Source organism: Streptomyces sp. NPDC055013, assembly GCF_053608645.1.
Genome location: NZ_JBSGVW010000011.1, coordinates 176621 through 195453, shown reverse-complemented (window position 1 = coordinate 195453; position 18833 = coordinate 176621). Strand labels below are relative to the sequence as shown.

Here is an 18833-nt window from a genome sequence, read left to right as displayed (position 1 = left end):
GCTCATATCCAACCGCTAGGTAGTTGTCAGGCGACTGGTCAGCCAGTCGTCAGAAGTTGCAAGGGACGCTTCGGCGTCCCTTCTTTCTTGCCCCCGGCTTACTGCCCCGCGCATCCTTTCACCCTCTTTAACGTCTGGTGTGCCCTGCACGTTCATCGGTGAAACCGCGGGTTCATGGAGCGAGATAGAGGCGGACGGTAGAGTCCAGCGGCGTGCACCTCAAGGCCCTGACCCTCCGTGGGTTCAAGTCGTTCGCCTCGGCGACCACGCTCCGGTTCGAGCCGGGCATCACGTGCGTCGTCGGACCGAACGGCTCGGGCAAGTCCAACGTGGTGGACGCGCTCAGCTGGGTCATGGGTGAGCAGGGCGCCAAGTCGCTGCGCGGCGGCAAGATGGAGGACGTCATCTTCGCCGGCACGACCGGCCGTCCGCCACTTGGCCGAGCCGAGGTTTCGCTGACCATCGACAACTCGGACGGCGCACTGCCCATCGAGTACGCCGAGGTCACCATCACGCGGATCATGTTCCGCAACGGCGGCAGCGAGTACCAGATCAACGGCGACACGTGTCGCCTCCTCGACATCCAGGAACTGCTCTCCGACTCCGGCATCGGCCGCGAGATGCACGTCATCGTCGGCCAGGGCCAGCTCGACTCCGTCCTGCACGCCGACCCGATGGGCCGCCGCGCCTTCATCGAAGAGGCGGCCGGCGTCCTCAAGCACCGCAAGCGCAAGGAGAAGGCGCTCCGCAAGCTGGACGCCATGCAGGCCAACCTCGCGCGCGTGCAGGACCTGACCGACGAGCTGCGCCGACAGCTCAAGCCCCTGGGCCGCCAGGCGGCGGTGGCGCGCCGGGCCGCCGTCATCCAGGCGGATCTGCGCGACGCCCGCCTCCGCCTCCTCGCCGACGATCTCGTACGGCTCCGGCAGGCGCTCCAGACCGAGGTCGCCGACGAGGCCGCGCTGAAGGAGCGCAAGGAGGCCGCCGAGCAGGAGCTGAAGAAGGCGCTCCAGCGCGAAGGACTCCTGGAGGACGAGGTACGGCAGCTCACGCCGCGCCTGCAGCGGGCCCAGCAGACCTGGTACGAACTGTCCCAGCTCGCCGAGCGGGTGCGCGGCACGATCTCGCTGGCCGACGCACGCGTGAAGAGCGCGACCTCCGCGCCGCCGGAGGAACGGCGGGGCCGCGACCCCGAGGACATGGAGCGCGAGGCCGCCCGCATCCGCGAGCAGGAGGCCGAGCTCGAAGCGGCCCTGGAGGCGGCCGAGCGAGCCCTGGAGGACACGGTCGCGCACCGCGCGGAGCTGGAACGCGATCTCACGCAGGAAGAACGGCGCCTGAAGGACGTCGCCCGCGCCATCGCCGATCGCCGCGAGGGTCTCGCCCGGCTGAACGGGCAAGTTAACGCGGCCCGTTCCCGTGCGGCCTCCGCCCAGGCCGAGATCGACCGCCTGGCCGCCGCACGGGACGAGGCCCAGGAGCGGGCCTTCGCCGCCCAGGAGGAGTACGAGGCGCTGAAGGCCGAGGTCGACGGCCTGGACGCCGGCGACGCGGAACTCGCCGATCAGCACGAGGCCACCAAGCAGCAGCTCGCCGAGGCCGAGGCGGCCCTCACGGCAGCCCGCGAGGCGGCCACCGTGGCGGAACGGGGCCGCGCCGCGACGCAGGCCCGCCACGAGGCGCTGGCGCTCGGCCTGCGGCGAAAGGACGGCACGGGCGCGCTGCTGGGCGCGAGGGACCGCCTCGCCGGCCTGCTGGGCCCGGCGGCGGAGTTGCTGACGGTGACGCCGGGCCACGAGGTGGCACTGGCGGCGGCGTTCGGCGCGGCGGCGGACGCCCTGGCGGTCACCTCACCCTCGGCGGCGGCGGACGCCATCCGCATGCTGCGGAAGCAGGACGGCGGAAGGGCGTCACTCTTGCTCGCCGGGTCACCGGAGGCGCCGCAAAGGGGCGCGGGGCTGTATCAATCCGCGGCTCCGCCGCAGGGCGCGACCAGCGACGACGAGCTCGCGGACGGCACCCAACAACACGCGGCGGATCTGGTCCGCGGGCCTTCCGACCTCATGCCGGCAGTACGACGCCTCCTGCACGGCATCGTCGTCGTCGGCACGCTCGAAGACGCCGAAGACCTCGTCTACAACCACCCCCACCTCACCGCCGTGACCGCAGAAGGCGACCTCCTCGGCGCTCACTTCGCCCACGGCGGCTCCGCCGGCGCCCCCAGCCTCCTCGAAGTACAGGCTTCTGTGGACGAGGCCGCCGCCGAGCTGGAAGAGCTGGCAGTGCGGTGCGAGGAACTCGCGGAGGCCCAGCACGCGGCTGCCGAGCGGCGCAAGGAGTGCGCCGGGCTGGTCGAGGAGCTGGGGGAGCGGCGCCGGGCGGCCGACCGGGAGAAGTCGGCGGTCGCCCAGCAGCTCGGCCGGCTCGCAGGCCAGGCGAGGGGCGCGGCCGGCGAAGCGGAGCGCTCCGTCGCCGCCGCCGCGCGGGCGCAGGACTCGCTCGACAAGGCCCTCCAGGAGGCCGAGGAACTGGCCGAGCGGCTGGCCGTCGCCGAGGAGATGCCGGTCGAGGAGGAGCCCGACACGTCGGTACGGGACCGTCTGGCCGCCGACGGTGCCAACGCACGGCAGACCGAGATGGAGGCCCGGCTCCAGGTCCGTACGCACGAGGAGCGCGTCAAGGGGCTCGCCGGACGGGCCGACTCCCTCGACCGTGCCGCCCGCGCCGAACGCGAGGCACGCGCGCGTGCCGAGCAGCGGCGGGCCCGGCTGCGCCACGAGGCGGCCGTCGCGGAAGCCGTCGCCTCCGGTACCCGGCAGCTCCTGGCGCACGTCGAGGTCTCCCTCGCCCGCGCCGACGAGGAGCGCACCGCGGCCGAGGCCGCCAAGGCGCGCCGCGAGCAGGAGCTCACCGTCGCCCGGAACGAGGGCCGCGACCTCAAGGCCGAGCTCGACAAGCTGACCGACTCCGTCCACCGCGGCGAGGTCCTCGGCGCCGAGAAGCGGATGCGGATCGAGCAACTGGAGACCAAGGCGCTGGAGGAGCTGGGCGTGGAGCCCGCCGGGCTCGTCTCCGAGTACGGGCCCCACCAGCTCGTTCCGCCGTCCCTGGCCGCCGAGGGCGAGCAGCTCCCCGAGGACCCCGAGCATCCCCGCAACCAGCCCAAGCCCTTCGTCCGGGGCGAACAGGAGAAGCGGCTCAAGGCCGCCGAGCGCGCCTACCAGCAGCTCGGCAAGGTCAATCCGCTCGCGCTGGAGGAGTTCGCGGCGCTGGAGGAACGGCACAAGTTCCTCAGCGAGCAGCTGGAGGACCTGAAGAAGACCCGCGCCGACCTGCTGCAGGTGGTCAAGGAGGTCGACGAGCGCGTCGAGCAGGTCTTCACCGAGGCCTACCGGGACACCGCCCGGGAGTTCGAGGGCGTCTTCAGCCGGCTGTTCCCCGGTGGCGAGGGACGGCTGATCCTGACCGATCCCGACAACATGCTCACCACGGGTGTCGATGTCGAGGCGCGTCCGCCCGGCAAGAAGGTCAAGCGGCTGTCGCTGCTCTCGGGTGGTGAGCGTTCACTCACCGCCGTCGCGATGCTGGTCTCGATCTTCAAGGCCCGCCCGAGCCCGTTCTACGTCATGGACGAGGTCGAGGCCGCCCTCGACGACACCAACCTCCAGCGGCTGATCCGCATCATGCAGGAGCTGCAGGAGGCCTCGCAGCTGATCGTGATCACCCACCAGAAGCGCACGATGGAGGTCGCCGACGCGTTGTACGGCGTCTCCATGCAGGGTGACGGGGTGTCAAAGGTCATCAGCCAGCGACTGCGTTGACGCCGGTCACTGCCGACCTTCGGGCGCGATCAACTTTCGCCTCCACCTAGCCTCCGCCATTGCCTTCACCTTCACTTCAAGAAGTGAACACAATTCACTTGCTCGCGTCTCCAAGGTCACAGCTTCCTGGGTATTGACTTCGATACTTGAAGGCATAGTCTCTGCAACGTTGCTTTTAACTTCAGGTATCACTACTTGGAGCGGCTGACCCCCCACCCGGCAGCGTTGCCGGCGCCCGAGGAGTACACGTGACCAGCACAGCGCAGGCATCCACGGCAGGAGCGAGGACGGCGCACCCCGAACATCTCGGGCACGTCGTCTTCATCACCGCGGCGGCCGCCATGGGCGGCTTCCTGTTCGGCTACGACAGCTCCGTCATCAACGGAGCCAACGGCGGCATCCAGGCCCGGTTCGACCTCAGCTCCGGCGTCACCGGCACCGTCGCCGCCAGTGCCCTGCTCGGCAGCGCCCTCGGCGCCGCAATCGCCGGCCGCATAGCCGACCGCATCGGCCGCATCCGCGTCATGCAGATCGCGGCGGTGCTGTTCGCTGTGAGCGCCGTCGGCTCCGGCCTCCCGTTCGCCGCGTGGGACCTCGCCGCCTGGCGTGTCCTCGGCGGCATCGCCATCGGTATGGCTTCGGTCATCGGCCCCGCCTACATCGCCGAGGTCGCCCCGCCCGCGTACCGAGGCAGGCTCGCCTCCTTCCAGCAGGCCGCCATCGTCATCGGCATCGCCGTCTCGCAGCTCGTCAACTGGGCCATCCTCAACATGGCCGACGGCGAGGAGCGCGGGACCGTCGCGGGCCTGGAGGCCTGGCAGTGGATGCTCGGCGTGATGCTCGTGCCCGCCATCGTCTACGGTCTGCTGTCGTTCGCCATCCCCGAGTCCCCGCGCTACCTGATCAGCGTCGGCCGTACCGAGGACGCGAAGAAGGTGCTCGCCGACGTCGAGGGCGGCGTGGACCTGGACGGCCGCGTCACCGAGATCGAGCAGGCCATGAAGAGCGACCACAAGTCGACGTTCAAGGACCTGCTGGGCGGCCGGGCCGGCCTGCTGCCGATCGTGTGGATCGGTATCGGCCTCTCCGTCTTCCAGCAGCTGGTCGGCATCAACGTCATCTTCTACTACTCGAACCTGCTGTGGCAGTCGGTGGGCGTCGACCCGTCGAGCTCGTTCTTCTACTCGTTCGAGACCTCGATCATCAACATCATCGGCACCGTGATCGCGATGATCTTCGTCGACCGCATCGGCCGCAAGCCGCTGGCCCTCATCGGCTCCGTCGGCATGGGTATCTCCCTCGCGGCGGCAGCCTGGGCCTTCTCCTTCCAGAACGGCAGCGATCCGCTGCCGACCGCGCAGGGCTACGTCGCGCTGATCGCCGCCAATGCCTTCGTCCTCTTCTTCGCCCTGTCCTGGGGCGTGGTCGTCTGGGTCATGCTCGGCGAGGTCTTCCCGAACAAGATCCGTGCCGCCGCCCTCGGTGTGGCCGCCTCGGCCCAGTGGATCGCCAACTGGGTGATCACGATCACCTTCCCGGACCTGTCGGACTGGAACCTGTCGCTCACCTACGTCATGTACGCGGTGTTCGCCTTCCTCTCCATCCCCTTCATTCTCAAGTTCGTGCCCGAGACCAAGGGCAAGAAGCTGGAGGAGATGGGCTGAGCCTCCAAGGCTCCCCGGACTCGGGGGGAAGGGCCCAATCCCCGCTGCCCCTCTCCCCGTAACCCCGCCGCCGCCCCGGCTCGGCCACTGCCCGAGCCGGGGCGGCGGTGTCGTGTGCGAGGGGACACGACACCGCAGACGACGGGATCAGTCACCGAGCCCCGGCAGCACCCGCTCGCAGAACAACCGCAGGCTCCGCCACCCCTCCTCCACCGGCATCCCGCCGGACAAGGGGTGCAGTACGTAGTTGGCGTGGCCCAGCGCCACGCACTCCTCCGGCGTCACGATCCGGTACACGCCCTCCGCGCGCAGTTCCTCCACCGTCGAGGCCCCCGACTTCACCGCCGACCGGATGTCGCCGGACTGCCAGGAGGCGTACGTCCGTGCCTCGTGCAGGAAGTGCCTCCCGTACTGCGCCCACGCCCGGTCGGGATCCTCGGCCACGTGCAGCAGCGGCGTCTCGGCGGCCGGCATCATGGTCCAGCCCTCGGTGCCGTACTCGACGAGCCGCTCCTTGTAGTACGCCTCCAGCTCCGGCAGATGCGCGCTGGGGAAGAACGGCAGGCCGAGCCGGGCGGCCCGGCGGGCGGCCGCCTTCGAGGAGCCGCCGACCAGCAGGAGGGGGTGCGGATCGGTGTACGGGCGCGGCGTGACCCGTACCGTACGGCCCCGGTACTCGAAGGGCTCGCCGGTCCAGGCCTTCAGCAGTGTCTCCAGCAGTTCGTCCTGGAGCCTTCCGCGCCGCTTCCAGTCCACGTCGAACAGGGCGTACTCCTCGGGCCGGTACCCGATCCCGGCGACCGTCACCAGCCGGCCGCCGCTCAGCAGATCCAGTACGGCGATCTCCTCGGCGAGCCGCAGCGGGTCGTGCAGGGGGCCGATGATCGCCGAGACCGTGACGGCGAGGCGGCGCGTCGCGCCGAAGACCGCGGCCGCGAAGGCGAACGGGGACGGCAGCCAGTTGTTGTCGGCGCCGTGGTGCTCCTCGGTCTGCACGGTGGTGATGCCGTGCTCGTCGGCGTACGCGGCCATCTCGAGGGCCGCCCGGTAGCGGGCGGCGAGTGAGGCGGGGGTCGCGTCGGGCTCGACGAGGTTGAAGCGTACGACCGTGACGGGCATGGGGGTCCCCCTTCACCGGGCGGGTGTGAAGGCGGACGTTAGCTGACGGTGTGTCAGACATCCAGAGCGGTGTCGCCGGGCTCCATGGCCGATACTGGACGGGTTATGGACATCGTCATCCTTGCTGTAGTCATCGCCGTGGTCGTGCTCGGCGCGCTCGGCGGGCTCATCATCGGCAGCAGGCGCAAGAAGCAGCTGCCCCCGCCGCCGCCCGCCGCCCCCGACATCACCGCCCCTCCGGCCGAGCCGCACGTCGGCGACGAGGCCGAGACACCGCGCGACGAAGAGCGCCGGACCATAGAGGAGGTGGATCTTCCCGACGGCTCGACCGGGGTCGCCGTCGAGGAACCGCCCGTCGTCGAAGAGCCCCCGCCGATCGAGATCGAGGTACCGGAGCCCACCGCCGGCCGCCTGATCCGGCTGCGCGCCCGGCTCTCCCGCTCCCAGACCGCCCTCGGCAAGGGACTGCTCACGCTTCTGTCGCGCGAGCACCTCGACGAGGACACCTGGGAGGAGATCGAGGACACGCTGCTCACCGCCGACGTCGGTGTGCAGCCCACCCAGGAGCTCGTCGACGGGCTGCGTGAACGCGTGAAGGTGCTCGGCACCCGCACCCCCGACGAGCTGCGCGGCCTGCTGCGCGAGGAGCTGCTCAAGCTGATCGGCACGGACATGGACCGTGTGGTCAAGACCGAGCCGGAAACCAGCAAGCCCGGCATCGTGATGGTCGTCGGCGTCAACGGCACCGGCAAGACCACCACCACCGGCAAGCTCGCCCGCGTCCTCGTGGCCGACGGCCGCAGCGTCGTGCTGGGCGCCGCCGACACCTTCCGTGCCGCCGCCGCGGACCAGCTGCAGACCTGGGGCGAGCGGGTCGGCGCCTACACCGTGCGCGGGCCGGAGGGCGGCGACCCCGCCTCCGTCGCCTTCGACGCGGTGAAGGAGGGCAAGGAGATGGGGTCGGACGTCGTCCTCATCGACACCGCCGGGCGCCTGCACACCAAGACCGGCCTCATGGACGAGCTCGGCAAGGTCAAGCGGGTCGTCGAGAAGCACGCGCCGCTCGACGAGGTGCTGCTCGTGCTGGACGCGACGACGGGGCAGAACGGCCTGGTCCAGGCCCGTGTCTTCGCCGAGGTCGTCGACATCACCGGCATCGTGCTCACCAAGCTGGACGGCACGGCCAAGGGCGGCATCGTGATCGCGGTCCAGCGCGAGCTGGGCGTGCCGGTGAAGCTGGTCGGACTCGGCGAGGGCGCCGACGACCTGGCGCCGTTCGAGCCGGAGGCGTTCGTGGATGCCCTTATCGGAGAGTGACCTACGAGATTCGTACCTGCTCGAATCGAAGAAGCGCCCGCCTCCCAAGGTGCAGTTGGGGGACGGGCGCTTCGCTGTGTACGAGTGTGACGGTTGTGCCCGTTGGTACGTGCTAGGCCCGCGACCGATGTGCCACGTAGGCCAGGGTCCCGAGCAGCAGTCGCGCGGCGGGTGGCTTCGTGGTCGTGTCCAGCTGGGGCGCCCGCAGCCAGCGCACCGGTCCCAGTCCGCCCCGGTCGGACGGCGGGGCCGTGATGGACGTGCCGGGGCCGAGGCCGCGCAGGTCGAGGTGGGTCGGGTCGTCCCAGCCCATGCGGTAGAGGAGCTCGGGGAGCTCGGCGGCGGCGCCCGGGGCGACGAGGAACTGGGCGCGGCCCTCGGGCGTGGCGGTGACCGGGCCGAGGGGGAGACCCATCCGCTCGAGTCGGGCCAACGCTCGGCGTCCGGCCGGCTCGGCCACCTCGATCACGTCGAACGCCCGGCCGACCGGCAGCATCACCGAGGCACCCGGGAACTCCGACCACGCCTTGGCGACCTCGTCGAGCGTGGCCCCGGCCGGGATCTGCGGTGCGAAGTCGAGGGGGTGTGCGCCGGGTGCGCCGCAGTCGGAGCGGCCGCACGAGCAGGCGCCTGCGGCGGCTCGCGCGCCGGGCGCCACGTCCCAGCCCCACAGCCCGGTGAACTCGGCGACGGCGGTGCACTCCGAGGCGCGGCCGCGTCGACGCGTGCCGGACCGGATCTCCCGGATGCCGCCGATCGTGAAGCCCATGCCCCCTCCAACGGGTCCAGCGCGCCGGTGGTTACGGCGCGAAACCGGAACGTGACCCTATGTGTTCCTGGGGAGCCGGTTACCCTCCGGCGCCGTTCGGTTCACACGGCGCTTGGAAGCATCCAGGGTTGTGGACTCGGCGACGCGCGCCTCGGGGTGCTTCGCTCCGCCCACTTCCGGCCGTCCTATGTCAAGTGAATCGCGTGGCGGCGTACGTTAGTTCATTCGAAGGGGTGGCGAATGGTGGCGTTTCCCGGATCGCCATGGCTGGAGGCGTGATCGTAGGATTACCGTGTGTGCACGGGACCTCGGGGCACATGCACTTGTGGGTATGCCGGGGGCAAGTCGGCTTTCCGTTCGAAGGGTGACAACTGCCGGACGGGAGACCGTATTTACCGGCATTCTGATAGGGCTTGGCGCACTCGGTGACAAGTGGTCCAAGGGATGGGGGCGTTCCAGTGAGCGGCAACAGCGGAAGCGGTACGAGCGCCGGTGGCGCAGCGCACGCTGCCAAGAGCCCGAACGAGCTGCTCGCGTCCTGGTTCGTGCGCAGCGGCTGGTCGAAGGGCGAACTGGCCCGCCAAGTGAACCGCCGCGCACGCCAGTTGGGTGCCAACCACATCTCGACCGACACCTCGCGGGTACGCCGCTGGCTCGACGGTGAGAACCCCCGCGAGCCGATCCCGCGGATCCTGTCCGAGCTGTTCTCGGAGCGGTTCGGCTGCGTCGTCTCCGTCGAGGACCTCGGCCTGCGCGCCGCCCGCCAGTCACCCTCCGTGTCCGGAGTCGACCTGCCCTGGACGGGTCCGCAGACGGTGGCCCTGCTCAGCGAGTTCTCGCGCAGCGACCTGATGCTGGCGCGGCGCGGCTTCCTCGGGAGCTCGCTGGCCCTGGCTGCGGGCCCGGCTCTCATCGAGCCGATGCAGCGCTGGCTGGTCCCCGCGCCGTCCGCCCCGCGCCAGGAGTCCCGGCCCGTCCCGTCCTCCCGCGCGCGTGGCCGGCTGTCCAAGCCCGAGCTGGACCTGCTGGAGTCCACCACCGTGATGTTCCGGCAGTGGGACGCCCAGTGCGGCGGCGGCCTGCGCCGCAAGGCGGTCGTGGGGCAGCTGCACGAGGTGACCGACCTGCTCCAGGAGCCCCAGCCCGAGGCCACCACCAGGAAGCTGTTCAAGGTCGCCGCCGAGCTGGCGGAGCTGGCCGGCTGGATGTCGTACGACGTGGGGCTCCAGCCCACCGCCCAGAAGTACTTCGTCCTCGCGCTGCACGCCGCCAAGGAGGCCGGTGACCGGCCGCTCGGCTCGTACATCCTGTCCAGCATGAGCCGCCAGATGATCCACCTCGGCCGGCCCGACGACGCCCTGGAGCTGATCCACCTCGCGCAGTACGGCAGCCGGGACTGCGCGAGCCCGCGCACCCAGTCGATGCTGTATGCGATGGAGGCCCGCGCCTACGCCAACATGGGCCAGCCCGGCAAGTGCAAGCGGGCGGTCCGGATGGCCGAGGACACTTTTTCCGAGTCCGACGAGTGGGACGAGCCGGACCCCGACTGGATCCGCTTCTTCTCCGAGGCCGAGCTCTACGGCGAGAACTCCCACTCCTACCGCGACCTCGCCTATGTCGCCGGCCGCAGCCCGACGTACGCCTCGCTGGCCGAGCCGGTCATGCAGCAGGCCGTGGACCTGTTCGCGAAGGACGGCGAGCACCAGCGGTCGTATGCGCTGAACCTCATCGGCATGGCCACGGTGCATCTGCTGCGCCGCGAGCCCGGGCAGAGCGCGGTGTACGCCGAGCACGCCATGCAGGTCGCCAAAAAGGTGCGCTCCGAGCGCGTCAACACTCGTATTCGAAAGACGGTGGACACGGCCGTGCGCGACTTCGGGGATCTCGCCGAGGTCGTGGACCTGACGGACAAGCTCGCCGTGGAGCTGCCGGAGACCGCGGAAGCGGTCTGACGACCGCGGGCGAATCCCGCGAAACCCCAGAACCCCGGCCGCGGCCGGCCCTCCCGAACTGCCCGACTCGGCTCCCCCATGCCAGGTCATCGGAAGGCCGCCCGCGGCCGGTCCTGCGTACCTTCAGTGAAGGTTGCGCCACGATAACGATCCGACAGCCGGAGATCAGGCAGTTCATCGACGCGTAACACGCAAGGCGCCTTCGTCACGGCGGCGAAACAACGAGGGGCTTCGACCGAAACCGCGCTGCGCCAATCTCATGGCGCATAACCGGCCCACCCCTCAATCCGCTCAGGCTTCGCCCGCACGGGGCCGTACCAATGACGAGGAGACGCCGATGGCCCCAGCCATCACGCTTGCCGCAGAGACGGAGCTCTCTGCCGCGAACACAGGTTTCATGCTCATCTGTTCCGCCCTGGTGATGCTCATGACCCCGGGCCTGGCCTTCTTCTACGGAGGCATGGTCCGCGTCAAAAGCACCCTGAACATGCTGATGATGAGCTTCATCAGCCTGGGAATCGTCACCATCCTGTGGGTGCTGTACGGCTTCTCCATGGCGTTCGGCACCGACTCCGGCAGCCTCATCGGCTGGAACTCGGACTGGGTCGGCCTCAGCAACATCGGCCTGACGCAGCTGTGGGACGGATACACCATCCCGATCTTCGTCTTCCTGGTCTTCCAGCTGATGTTCGCGATCATCACGCCGGCCCTGATCAGCGGCGCACTGGCCGACCGCGTGAAATTCACCGCGTGGGCGCTGTTCGTCGCCCTGTGGGCCACGGTCGTCTACTTCCCGGTCGCGCACTGGGTCTGGGGTGCCGGCGGCTGGGCCTTCGAGCTCGGTGTGATCGACTTCGCCGGTGGTACGGCGGTCCACATCAACGCGGGTGCCGCGGCGCTCGGCGTGATCCTCGTCATCGGCAAGCGCGTCGGCTTCAAGAAGGACCCGATGCGTCCGCACAGCCTCCCGCTGGTCATGCTCGGCGCCGGTCTGCTGTGGTTCGGCTGGTTCGGCTTCAACGCGGGCTCGTGGCTCGGCAACGACGACGGCGTCGGCGCGCTGATGTTCGTCAACACGCAGGTCGCCACTGCCGCCGCCATGCTGGCCTGGCTCATCTACGAGAAGATCCGCCACGGCGCGTTCACCACGCTGGGCGCCGCCTCCGGCGCGGTCGCCGGTCTGGTCGCCATCACTCCCGCCGGTGGCGCGGTCAGCCCGCTCGGCGCGATCGCCGTCGGCGCCATCGCCGGTCTGCTGTGCGCCATGGCCGTGGGCCTGAAGTACAAGCTCGGCTACGACGACTCGCTCGACGTCGTCGGTGTCCACCTGGTCGGCGGTGTCGTCGGCTCCCTGCTGGTCGGCCTCTTCGCCAGCGGCAAGGGCCAGTCCACGGTCGAGGGCCTCTTCTACGGCGGTGGCCTGACCCAGTTCTGGAAGCAGTGCGCCGGTGTCTTCGCAGTCCTGGCCTACTCGCTGATCGTCTCCGCGCTCCTCGCCTTCATCCTCGACAAGACCATCGGAATGCGGGTCCCCGAGGACGACGAGGTCGCCGGCATCGACCAGGCCGAGCACGCCGAGACCGCATACGACTTCAGTGGCGCCGGTGGCGGTGCCGCCCGTACCGCCGCCGGCCCGGCACCGGTCGCCGCGGCCGCGAGCAAGAAGGTGGACGCATGAAGCTCATCACCGCCGTCGTCAAGCCCCACCGGCTCGACGAGATCAAGGAAGCCCTCCAGGCCTTCGGCGTGCACGGCCTGACGGTCACCGAGGCCAGCGGCTACGGTCGTCAGCGGGGCCACACCGAGGTCTACCGCGGTGCCGAGTACACCGTCGACCTGGTCCCGAAGATCCGAATCGAGGTCCTGGCCGAGGACGACGACGCCGAGCAGCTGATCGACGTCATCGTCAAGGCCGCCCGCACCGGCAAGATCGGTGACGGCAAGGTCTGGTCCCTCCCGGTCGAGACGGCCGTACGGGTCCGCACCGGCGAGCGCGGCCCGGACGCGCTCTGAAGCAGGGCAACAGAACAGGAGTCGCTGGGTGACGGGTACGGACGTTCGTAAGGATGCAGAGGACTCGGGACCCAGCGGCTATGCGGCGGCCCGGCTGCGCCTCCTCACCGAGGGGGCGCGGTCCGGGCCGCCGCGCCGTACCGCCCTCGCCGAACTGACCGACGACTGGCTGACCGGCCTGTTCGCCGCCGGCGCCGAGGGGCTGCGCGGGGTCTCCCTGATCGCCGTCGGCGGATACGGCCGCGGCGAGCTGTCCCCGCGCAGCGACCTGGACCTGCTCCTGCTGCACGACGGCGGCGACAGCACGGCGGTGGCCGCGCTGGCCGACCGCATCTGGTACCCGGTCTGGGACCTCGGCCTCGCCCTCGACCACTCCGTGCGCACCCCCGCCGAGGCCCGCAAGACGGCCGGCGAGGACCTCAAGGTCCAGCTGGGCCTGCTGGACGCCCGGCACATCGCGGGCGACCTGGGACTCACGGCCGGGCTGCGGACGGCGGTCCTGGCCGACTGGCGCAACCAGGCGCCCAGGCGGCTGCCCGAACTCCAGGAGCTGTCCGCCGAGCGCGCCGAGCGGCAGGGCGAGTTGCAGTACCTCCTGGAACCCGACCTCAAGGAAGCCCGCGGTGGCCTGCGGGACGCCACGATCCTGCGCGCCGTCGCCGCCTCCTGGCTGGCCGACGCCCCGCGCGAGGGCCTCGACGACGCCCGGCGCCGACTGCTCGACGTGCGGGACGCCCTGCACCTGACCACCGGGCGCGCGACCGACCGGCTCGCACTGCAGGAGCAGGACCAGGTCGCCGCCGAGCTCGGCCTGCTCGACGCCGACACGCTGCTGCGGCAGGTGTACGAGGCGGCGCGGGTCATCTCGTATGCGAGTGATGTCACGTGGCGTGAAGTGGGACGCGTACTGCGCTCTCGCGCCGTGCGGCCCCGTCTGCGCGCCATGCTGGGTGGTGGGAAGCCGACCACCGAGCGCTCCCCGCTGGCCGAGGGCGTGGTCGAGCAGGACGGGGAGGTGGTGCTCGCCCGCGCCGCGCGCCCCGAACGCGACCCCGTGCTTCCGCTGCGCGCCGCGGCCGCCGCCGCGCAGGCCGGACTCCCGCTCTCCCTGCACGCCGTTCGGCGCATGGCTGCCACCGTCCGCCCGCTGCCCACGCCCTGGCCCGCCGAGGCGCGCGAGCAGCTGGTCACCCTGCTCGGCTCCGGCAGCCCCACCGTCGACGTCTGGGAGGCGCTGGAGGCCGAGGGGCTGATCACCCGCCTGCTGCCCGACTGGGAGCGGGTCCGCTGCCGTCCGCAGCGCAACGCCGTGCACATCTGGACCGTCGACCGGCATCTGATCGAGACGGCCGTGCGCGCCTCCGAGTTCACCCGCCGCGTCCACCGCCCCGACCTCCTCCTGGTCGCCGCGCTGCTGCACGACATCGGCAAGGGCTGGCCCGGCGACCACTCGGTGGCCGGCGAGATCATCGCCAGGGACGTGGCCGGGCGCATCGGCTTCGACCGCGACGACGTGACCGTGCTCGCCACCCTCGTACGCCATCACCTGCTCCTCGTGGACACGGCCACCCGGCGCGACCTGGAGGACCCGGCCACCGTGCGCTCGGTCGCCGAGGCCGTCGGCTCGCAGGGCACGCTGGAGCTGCTGCACGCCCTGACCGAGGCGGACGCCCTGGCCACCGGTCCGGCGGCGTGGTCGTCGTGGCGCGGCTCCCTGGTCGCCGACCTGGTGAAACGGGTCGCGGCCGTACTCGCCGGGGACGACCCCGACGAGCCCGAGGCCGCCGCGCCGACCGCCGAGCAGGAGCGGCTCGCCCTGGAGGCGATCGCCACCGGCAGCCCGGTGCTGGGGCTGCGCGCCCAGACCGAGCCGCCGATCGAGGAGCAGCCTGCTGGCGACCCCGAGCCGCTCGGCGTGGAGCTCCTCATCGCCGTACCGGACCAGCCGGGCGTGCTGCCGGCCGTGGCGGGCGTTCTGGCGATGCACCGACTGACCGTCCGCACCGCGGAACTGCGCGCCCTGGATCTCCCGGACGGCGTCGACGGCTCCGTCCTGCTGCTGAACTGGCGGGTCGCCGCCGAGTACGGCTCCCTGCCGCAGGCCGCCCGGCTGCGCGCCGACCTCGTACGCGCCCTGGACGGCTCACTGGACATCGCGGGCCGTCTGGCCGAGCGGGACGCGGCGTATCCGCGCCGCCGGGGCGTGGTGGCGCCGCCACCGAGGGTGTCCGTCCATCCGGCCGCCTCCCGGCTGGCCACGGTGATCGAGGTACGGGCCCAGGACGCTCCCGGGCTGCTGTTCCGGATCGGCCGGGCGCTGGAGGACGCGAGCGTGCGGGTGCGCAGCGCCCATGTCAGCACCCTGGGCGCCAACGCCGTCGACGCGTTCTATGTCACAGGGCCGGAGGGGGCTCCGCTGCCCAGGGAAGAGGCGGCATCCGTGGCCCGCAAGCTGGAGGAGACACTGCGGGGCTGAACGGGGGATCCCGGCAACCTGTGCCGCCGGGATACCCTGGAGGGCGATTGCCAGCCGCCACCGACCCCGAGGACCGCGAGCGCCGTGTTCGATACTCTTTCCGATCGCCTCTCAGCGACTTTCAAGAACCTGCGCGGCAAGGGACGGCTCTCCGAGGCGGACATCGACGCGACCGCGCGCGAGATCCGCATCGCCCTCCTCGAAGCGGACGTGGCGCTGCCCGTCGTCCGCACGTTCATCAAGAACGTCAAGGAGCGTGCCCTCGGCGCCGAGGTCTCCAAGGCGCTGAACCCGGCCCAGCAGGTCCTGAAGATCGTCAACGACGAGCTCGTCACGATCCTCGGCGGGGAGACCCGCCGCCTGCGGTTCGCCAAGCAGCCGCCCACCGTGATCATGCTGGCCGGTCTGCAGGGTGCCGGTAAGACCACCCTCGCGGGCAAGCTCGGCCGCTGGCTGAAGGAGCAGGGCCACTCGCCGCTGCTGGTGGCCTGTGACCTCCAGCGCCCGAACGCCGTGAACCAGCTGAGCGTCGTCGCCGAGCGCGCCGGCATCGCGGTCTACGCGCCCGAGCCGGGCAATGGCGTGGGTGACCCGGTCAAGGTCGCCAAGGACTCCATCGAGCACGCCAAGGCCAAGGTCCACGACATCGTGATCGTGGACACCGCCGGCCGCCTGGGCATCGACCAGGAGATGATGCAGCAGGCCGCCGACATCAGGGACGCGGTCTCGCCGGACGAGATCCTGTTCGTCGTCGACGCGATGATCGGCCAGGACGCGGTCAACACCGCCGAGGCCTTCCGCGACGGCGTCGGCTTCGACGGCGTGGTGCTCTCCAAGCTCGACGGTGACGCCCGCGGTGGCGCCGCCCTGTCGATCCGGCAGATCACCGGCAAGCCGATCATGTTCGCGTCGAACGGCGAGAAGCTCGACGAGTTCGACGCCTTCCACCCGGACCGGATGGCCTCCCGCATCCTCGACATGGGTGACCTGCTCACCCTGATCGAGCAGGCGGAGAAGACGTTCGACCAGGCCGAAGCCCAGAAGATGGCCGAGAAGCTGGCCTCCAAGAAGGGCCAGGACTTCACCCTCGACGACTTCCTGGCCCAGATGGAGCAGGTCAGGAAGATGGGCTCCATCTCCAAGCTGCTCGGCATGCTCCCGGGCATGGGCCAGATCAAGGACCAGATCAACAACCTCGACGAGCGGGACGTCGACCGCACGGCCGCGATCATCAAGTCGATGACCCCGGCCGAGCGCCAGGAGCCGACGATCATCAACGGCTCGCGGCGCGCCCGTATCGCCCGCGGTTCCGGTGTCGAGGTCGGCGCCGTCAAGAACCTCGTCGAGCGGTTCTTCGAGGCCCGCAAGATGATGTCCCGCATGGCGCAGGGCGGCGGCATGCCGGGTATGCCGGGGATGCCGGGCATGGGTGGCGGTCCCGGCCGGACGAAGAAGCAGCCGAAGAAGGCCAAGGGCAAGCAGCGCTCCGGCAACCCGATGAAGCGCAAGCAGCAGGAGCAGGAGGAGGCCGCCCGCCGGGCCGCCGCCGCTGAGGGCGGCGCCTTCGGGCTGCCGGGCCAGCAGGCCGGGCAGGACTTCGAGCTGCCGGACGAGTTCAAGAAGTTCATGGGCTGACGGTTCGTTTCGTACGGCTGACTCGTCCCGTACGGCCATCCCGTCTCCTGCGTCACTGGGGGCGCCCCCTCGCTCTGGGGGGCGCCCCCAGCGCATGCCACGGCTCGGTATCTGCCGTAACGTCCAGATATGAGCAATGCCGCGCCGCCGCGCAAGGCTCCTGACCAGCCGTGGCGCTCCGAGGGCACGCCGGACGAGCCGCCCGGGCGCCCCCGCGGTCGACGGATGCGCGGTCGCTGGTGGGGTCTGCTCCTCACCGCGGTGATCGTCTTCCTGCTCGCCTATGTGGGGCTGACCTATCTCGACCGGGGCAACGAACCGACCATCTCGTACACGGAGTTCAGCAGGCAGGTCGACGCCGGCAACGTCTCCAAGATCTACTCCAAGGGCGACGCGATCCAGGGCGAACTCAAGAGCGCCCGGGACAACCCCGACGGCGACGGCGACTACACCAAGTTCAAGACCCAGCGCCCGGCCTTCGCGGACGACGAGCTCTGGCAGGACCTGAGCAGCCGCGATGTGACGGTGACCGCCGAGCCGGTCGTGCGGGAGCGCGGCGTCCTGTCCAACCTGCTGTTCTCCCTGATCCCGATCGTGCTGCTGCTCGCCGTCTGGATCTTCGTCGCCCGGCGGATGGGCGCCGGCCTCGGCGGCGCGGGCGGCATGCTCGGCCGCAAGGCGCCCCCGAAACCGGTGGAGCTCCAGCCGGGCACGGAGCGCACGACCTTCGCCGACGTCGCCGGCATCGACGAGGTCAAGGGCGAGCTGGACGATGTCGTCGACTTCCTGGAGCATCCCGACGCCTACCGCAGGATGGGCGCGAAGATGCCGCGCGGCGTGCTGCTGGCCGGCCCGCCAGGAACCGGCAAGACCCTGCTGGCCCGCGCGGTGGCGGGCGAGGCGGGCGTGCCGTTCTTCTCCGCCTCCGCCTCCGAGTTCATCGAGATGATCGTGGGTGTCGGCGCCTCCCGCGTCCGGGAACTGTTCGCCGAGGCCCGCAAGGTGGCACCGTCGATCATCTTCATCGACGAGATCGACACCATCGGACGGATGCGCGGCGGCGGCGCGTCGGTGAGCGGCCACGACGAGCGCGAGCAGACGCTGAACCAGATCCTCACGGAGATGGACGGCTTCTCCGGCTCCGAGGGCGTGATCGTCATCGCGGCGACGAACCGCGCCGACATCCTGGACCCGGCGCTGACCCGGCCCGGCCGCTTCGACCGGGTCGTCAACGTCGCACCGCCGGACCGCGGGGGACGCGAGGCCATCTTGCGCATCCACACCCGCGAGATCCCGCTCGCCAAGGACGTGGACCTGACCCAGCTGGCCCGCACCACCCCGGGCATGACGGGCGCGGATCTGGCCAACCTCGCCAACGAGGCCGCCCTCCTCGCCGTCAAGCGCAAGCAGGACCGGGTGACCCAGCCGGACCTGTCCGAGGCCCTGGAGAAGGTGCAACTGGGCGCCGAGCGCACCCTGGTGATGCCTGAGGAGGACCGCCGGCGCACCGCGTACCACGAGAGCGGACACGCCCTCCTCGGCATGCTGCAGCCGGGTGCCGACCCCGTCCGCAAGATCACCATCGTGCCCCGCGGCCGGGCGCTCGGGGTGACGATGTCGACCCCCGAGGTGGAGCGGTACGCGCACTCGGAGGGCTACCTGCGCGGGCGGATCATCGGTGCCCTGGGCGGCATGGCGGCGGAACAGGTGGTCTACGAGGTCGTCACCACAGGTGCGGAGAACGACCTCGAACAGGTCAGCAACATCGCGCGCGCCATGGTCGCCCGCTGGGGCATGAGCGAGCGCGTGGGCCGGCTGTCCGCCCTGCCCAGCGACGCCCAGCAGGCGTACGGGCTCGCGGCGGCCCCGCAGACCCTCGACGTGATCGACGCCGAGATGCGCCGGATCGTCGACGAGTGCTACGAGGAGGCCTGCCGCAAACTCCGGGACCACCGCGGGCAGTTGAACGCCCTGGCCGAGGCGCTGCTGGAGAACGAGACGCTGGAGGAGGCCGAGGCGTACCGGATCGCCGGGATCACGCGGCTGAAGAAGGACGACGCCCAGTAG

Annotated in this window: 11 protein-coding genes; 9 read left to right on the top strand and 2 right to left on the bottom strand. The window is 70.8% G+C overall.

Annotated features, from left to right (window positions below):
- Nucleotides 1-212 precede the first annotated feature (212 nt).
- Nucleotides 213-3821: a chromosome segregation protein SMC gene (gene smc / locus ACWGDB_RS16980; RefSeq protein ID WP_453823163.1), complete on the top strand. Its 3609-nt coding sequence runs from the start codon at nucleotides 213-215 to the stop codon at nucleotides 3819-3821.
- Between the two features lie 248 nt (nucleotides 3822-4069).
- The gene (locus tag ACWGDB_RS16975) at nucleotides 4070-5485 is read left to right on the top strand and encodes a sugar porter family MFS transporter (RefSeq protein ID WP_453823162.1); all 1416 of its coding nucleotides are present in this window, start codon (nucleotides 4070-4072) and stop codon (nucleotides 5483-5485) included.
- Nucleotides 5486-5632: 147 nt separating this feature from the next.
- Here the strand turns inward: ACWGDB_RS16975 and ACWGDB_RS16970 are convergent, their stop codons facing one another.
- Nucleotides 5633-6604, bottom strand: a complete 972-nt coding sequence (locus tag ACWGDB_RS16970; protein ID WP_453823161.1) for an LLM class flavin-dependent oxidoreductase — start codon at nucleotides 6602-6604, stop codon at nucleotides 5633-5635.
- A 105-nt stretch (nucleotides 6605-6709) separates the two neighbouring features.
- On the opposite strand from ACWGDB_RS16970, the gene ftsY reads away from it, so the two are divergent.
- Nucleotides 6710-7921 carry a signal recognition particle-docking protein FtsY gene (gene ftsY / locus ACWGDB_RS16965; RefSeq protein ID WP_453823160.1) on the top strand — a complete coding sequence of 404 codons (1212 nt, stop codon included), beginning with the start codon at nucleotides 6710-6712 and terminating at the stop codon, nucleotides 7919-7921.
- 112 nt (nucleotides 7922-8033) lie between these two features.
- Here the strand turns inward: ftsY and ACWGDB_RS16960 are convergent, their stop codons facing one another.
- Nucleotides 8034-8690 carry a bifunctional DNA primase/polymerase gene (locus ACWGDB_RS16960; protein ID WP_453823159.1) on the bottom strand — a complete coding sequence of 219 codons (657 nt, stop codon included), beginning with the start codon at nucleotides 8688-8690 and terminating at the stop codon, nucleotides 8034-8036.
- Between the two features lie 458 nt (nucleotides 8691-9148).
- Here ACWGDB_RS16960 and nsdA point away from each other — a divergent pair, with 458 nt between their 5' ends.
- From nsdA to ftsH, 6 genes are all read left to right on the top strand, one after another.
- Nucleotides 9149-10642 carry a transcriptional repressor NsdA gene (nsdA, locus tag ACWGDB_RS16955; protein ID WP_453823158.1) on the top strand — a complete coding sequence of 498 codons (1494 nt, stop codon included), beginning with the start codon at nucleotides 9149-9151 and terminating at the stop codon, nucleotides 10640-10642.
- A 337-nt stretch (nucleotides 10643-10979) separates the two neighbouring features.
- Nucleotides 10980-12320, top strand: coding sequence for an ammonium transporter (locus ACWGDB_RS16950; protein ID WP_453823157.1), 1341 nt, complete (start codon nucleotides 10980-10982; stop codon nucleotides 12318-12320).
- On the top strand, nucleotides 12317-12655 hold the full coding sequence (locus ACWGDB_RS16945) for a P-II family nitrogen regulator (protein WP_003997576.1): 339 nt from the start codon (nucleotides 12317-12319) through the stop codon (nucleotides 12653-12655). The genes ACWGDB_RS16950 and ACWGDB_RS16945 overlap by 4 nt, the downstream gene beginning before the upstream one ends.
- A gap of 28 nt (nucleotides 12656-12683) precedes the next feature.
- Entirely contained in the window at nucleotides 12684-15131 is a 2448-nt protein-coding gene (locus tag ACWGDB_RS16940; protein WP_453823156.1) for a [protein-PII] uridylyltransferase, read from the top strand.
- Nucleotides 15132-15215: 84 nt separating this feature from the next.
- Entirely contained in the window at nucleotides 15216-16766 is a 1551-nt protein-coding gene (ffh, locus tag ACWGDB_RS16935; RefSeq protein ID WP_453823155.1) for a signal recognition particle protein, read from the top strand.
- Between the two features lie 129 nt (nucleotides 16767-16895).
- Complete coding sequence (gene ftsH / locus ACWGDB_RS16930; RefSeq protein WP_453823154.1) at nucleotides 16896-18833, top strand: ATP-dependent zinc metalloprotease FtsH; 1938 nt, start codon at nucleotides 16896-16898, stop codon at nucleotides 18831-18833.

Coding starts and splice junctions, on each gene's coding strand:
- ftsH (WP_453823154.1), top strand. CDS start 16,896: ATGAGCAATGCCGCGCCGCCGCGCAAGGCTCCTGACCAGCCGTGGCGC.
- ftsY (WP_453823160.1), top strand. CDS start 6,710: ATGGACATCGTCATCCTTGCTGTAGTCATCGCCGTGGTCGTGCTCGGC.
- ACWGDB_RS16945 (WP_003997576.1), top strand. CDS start 12,317: ATGAAGCTCATCACCGCCGTCGTCAAGCCCCACCGGCTCGACGAGATC.
- ACWGDB_RS16960 (WP_453823159.1), bottom strand. CDS start 8,690: ATGGGCTTCACGATCGGCGGCATCCGGGAGATCCGGTCCGGCACGCGT.
- ACWGDB_RS16970 (WP_453823161.1), bottom strand. CDS start 6,604: ATGCCCGTCACGGTCGTACGCTTCAACCTCGTCGAGCCCGACGCGACC.
- ACWGDB_RS16950 (WP_453823157.1), top strand. CDS start 10,980: ATGGCCCCAGCCATCACGCTTGCCGCAGAGACGGAGCTCTCTGCCGCG.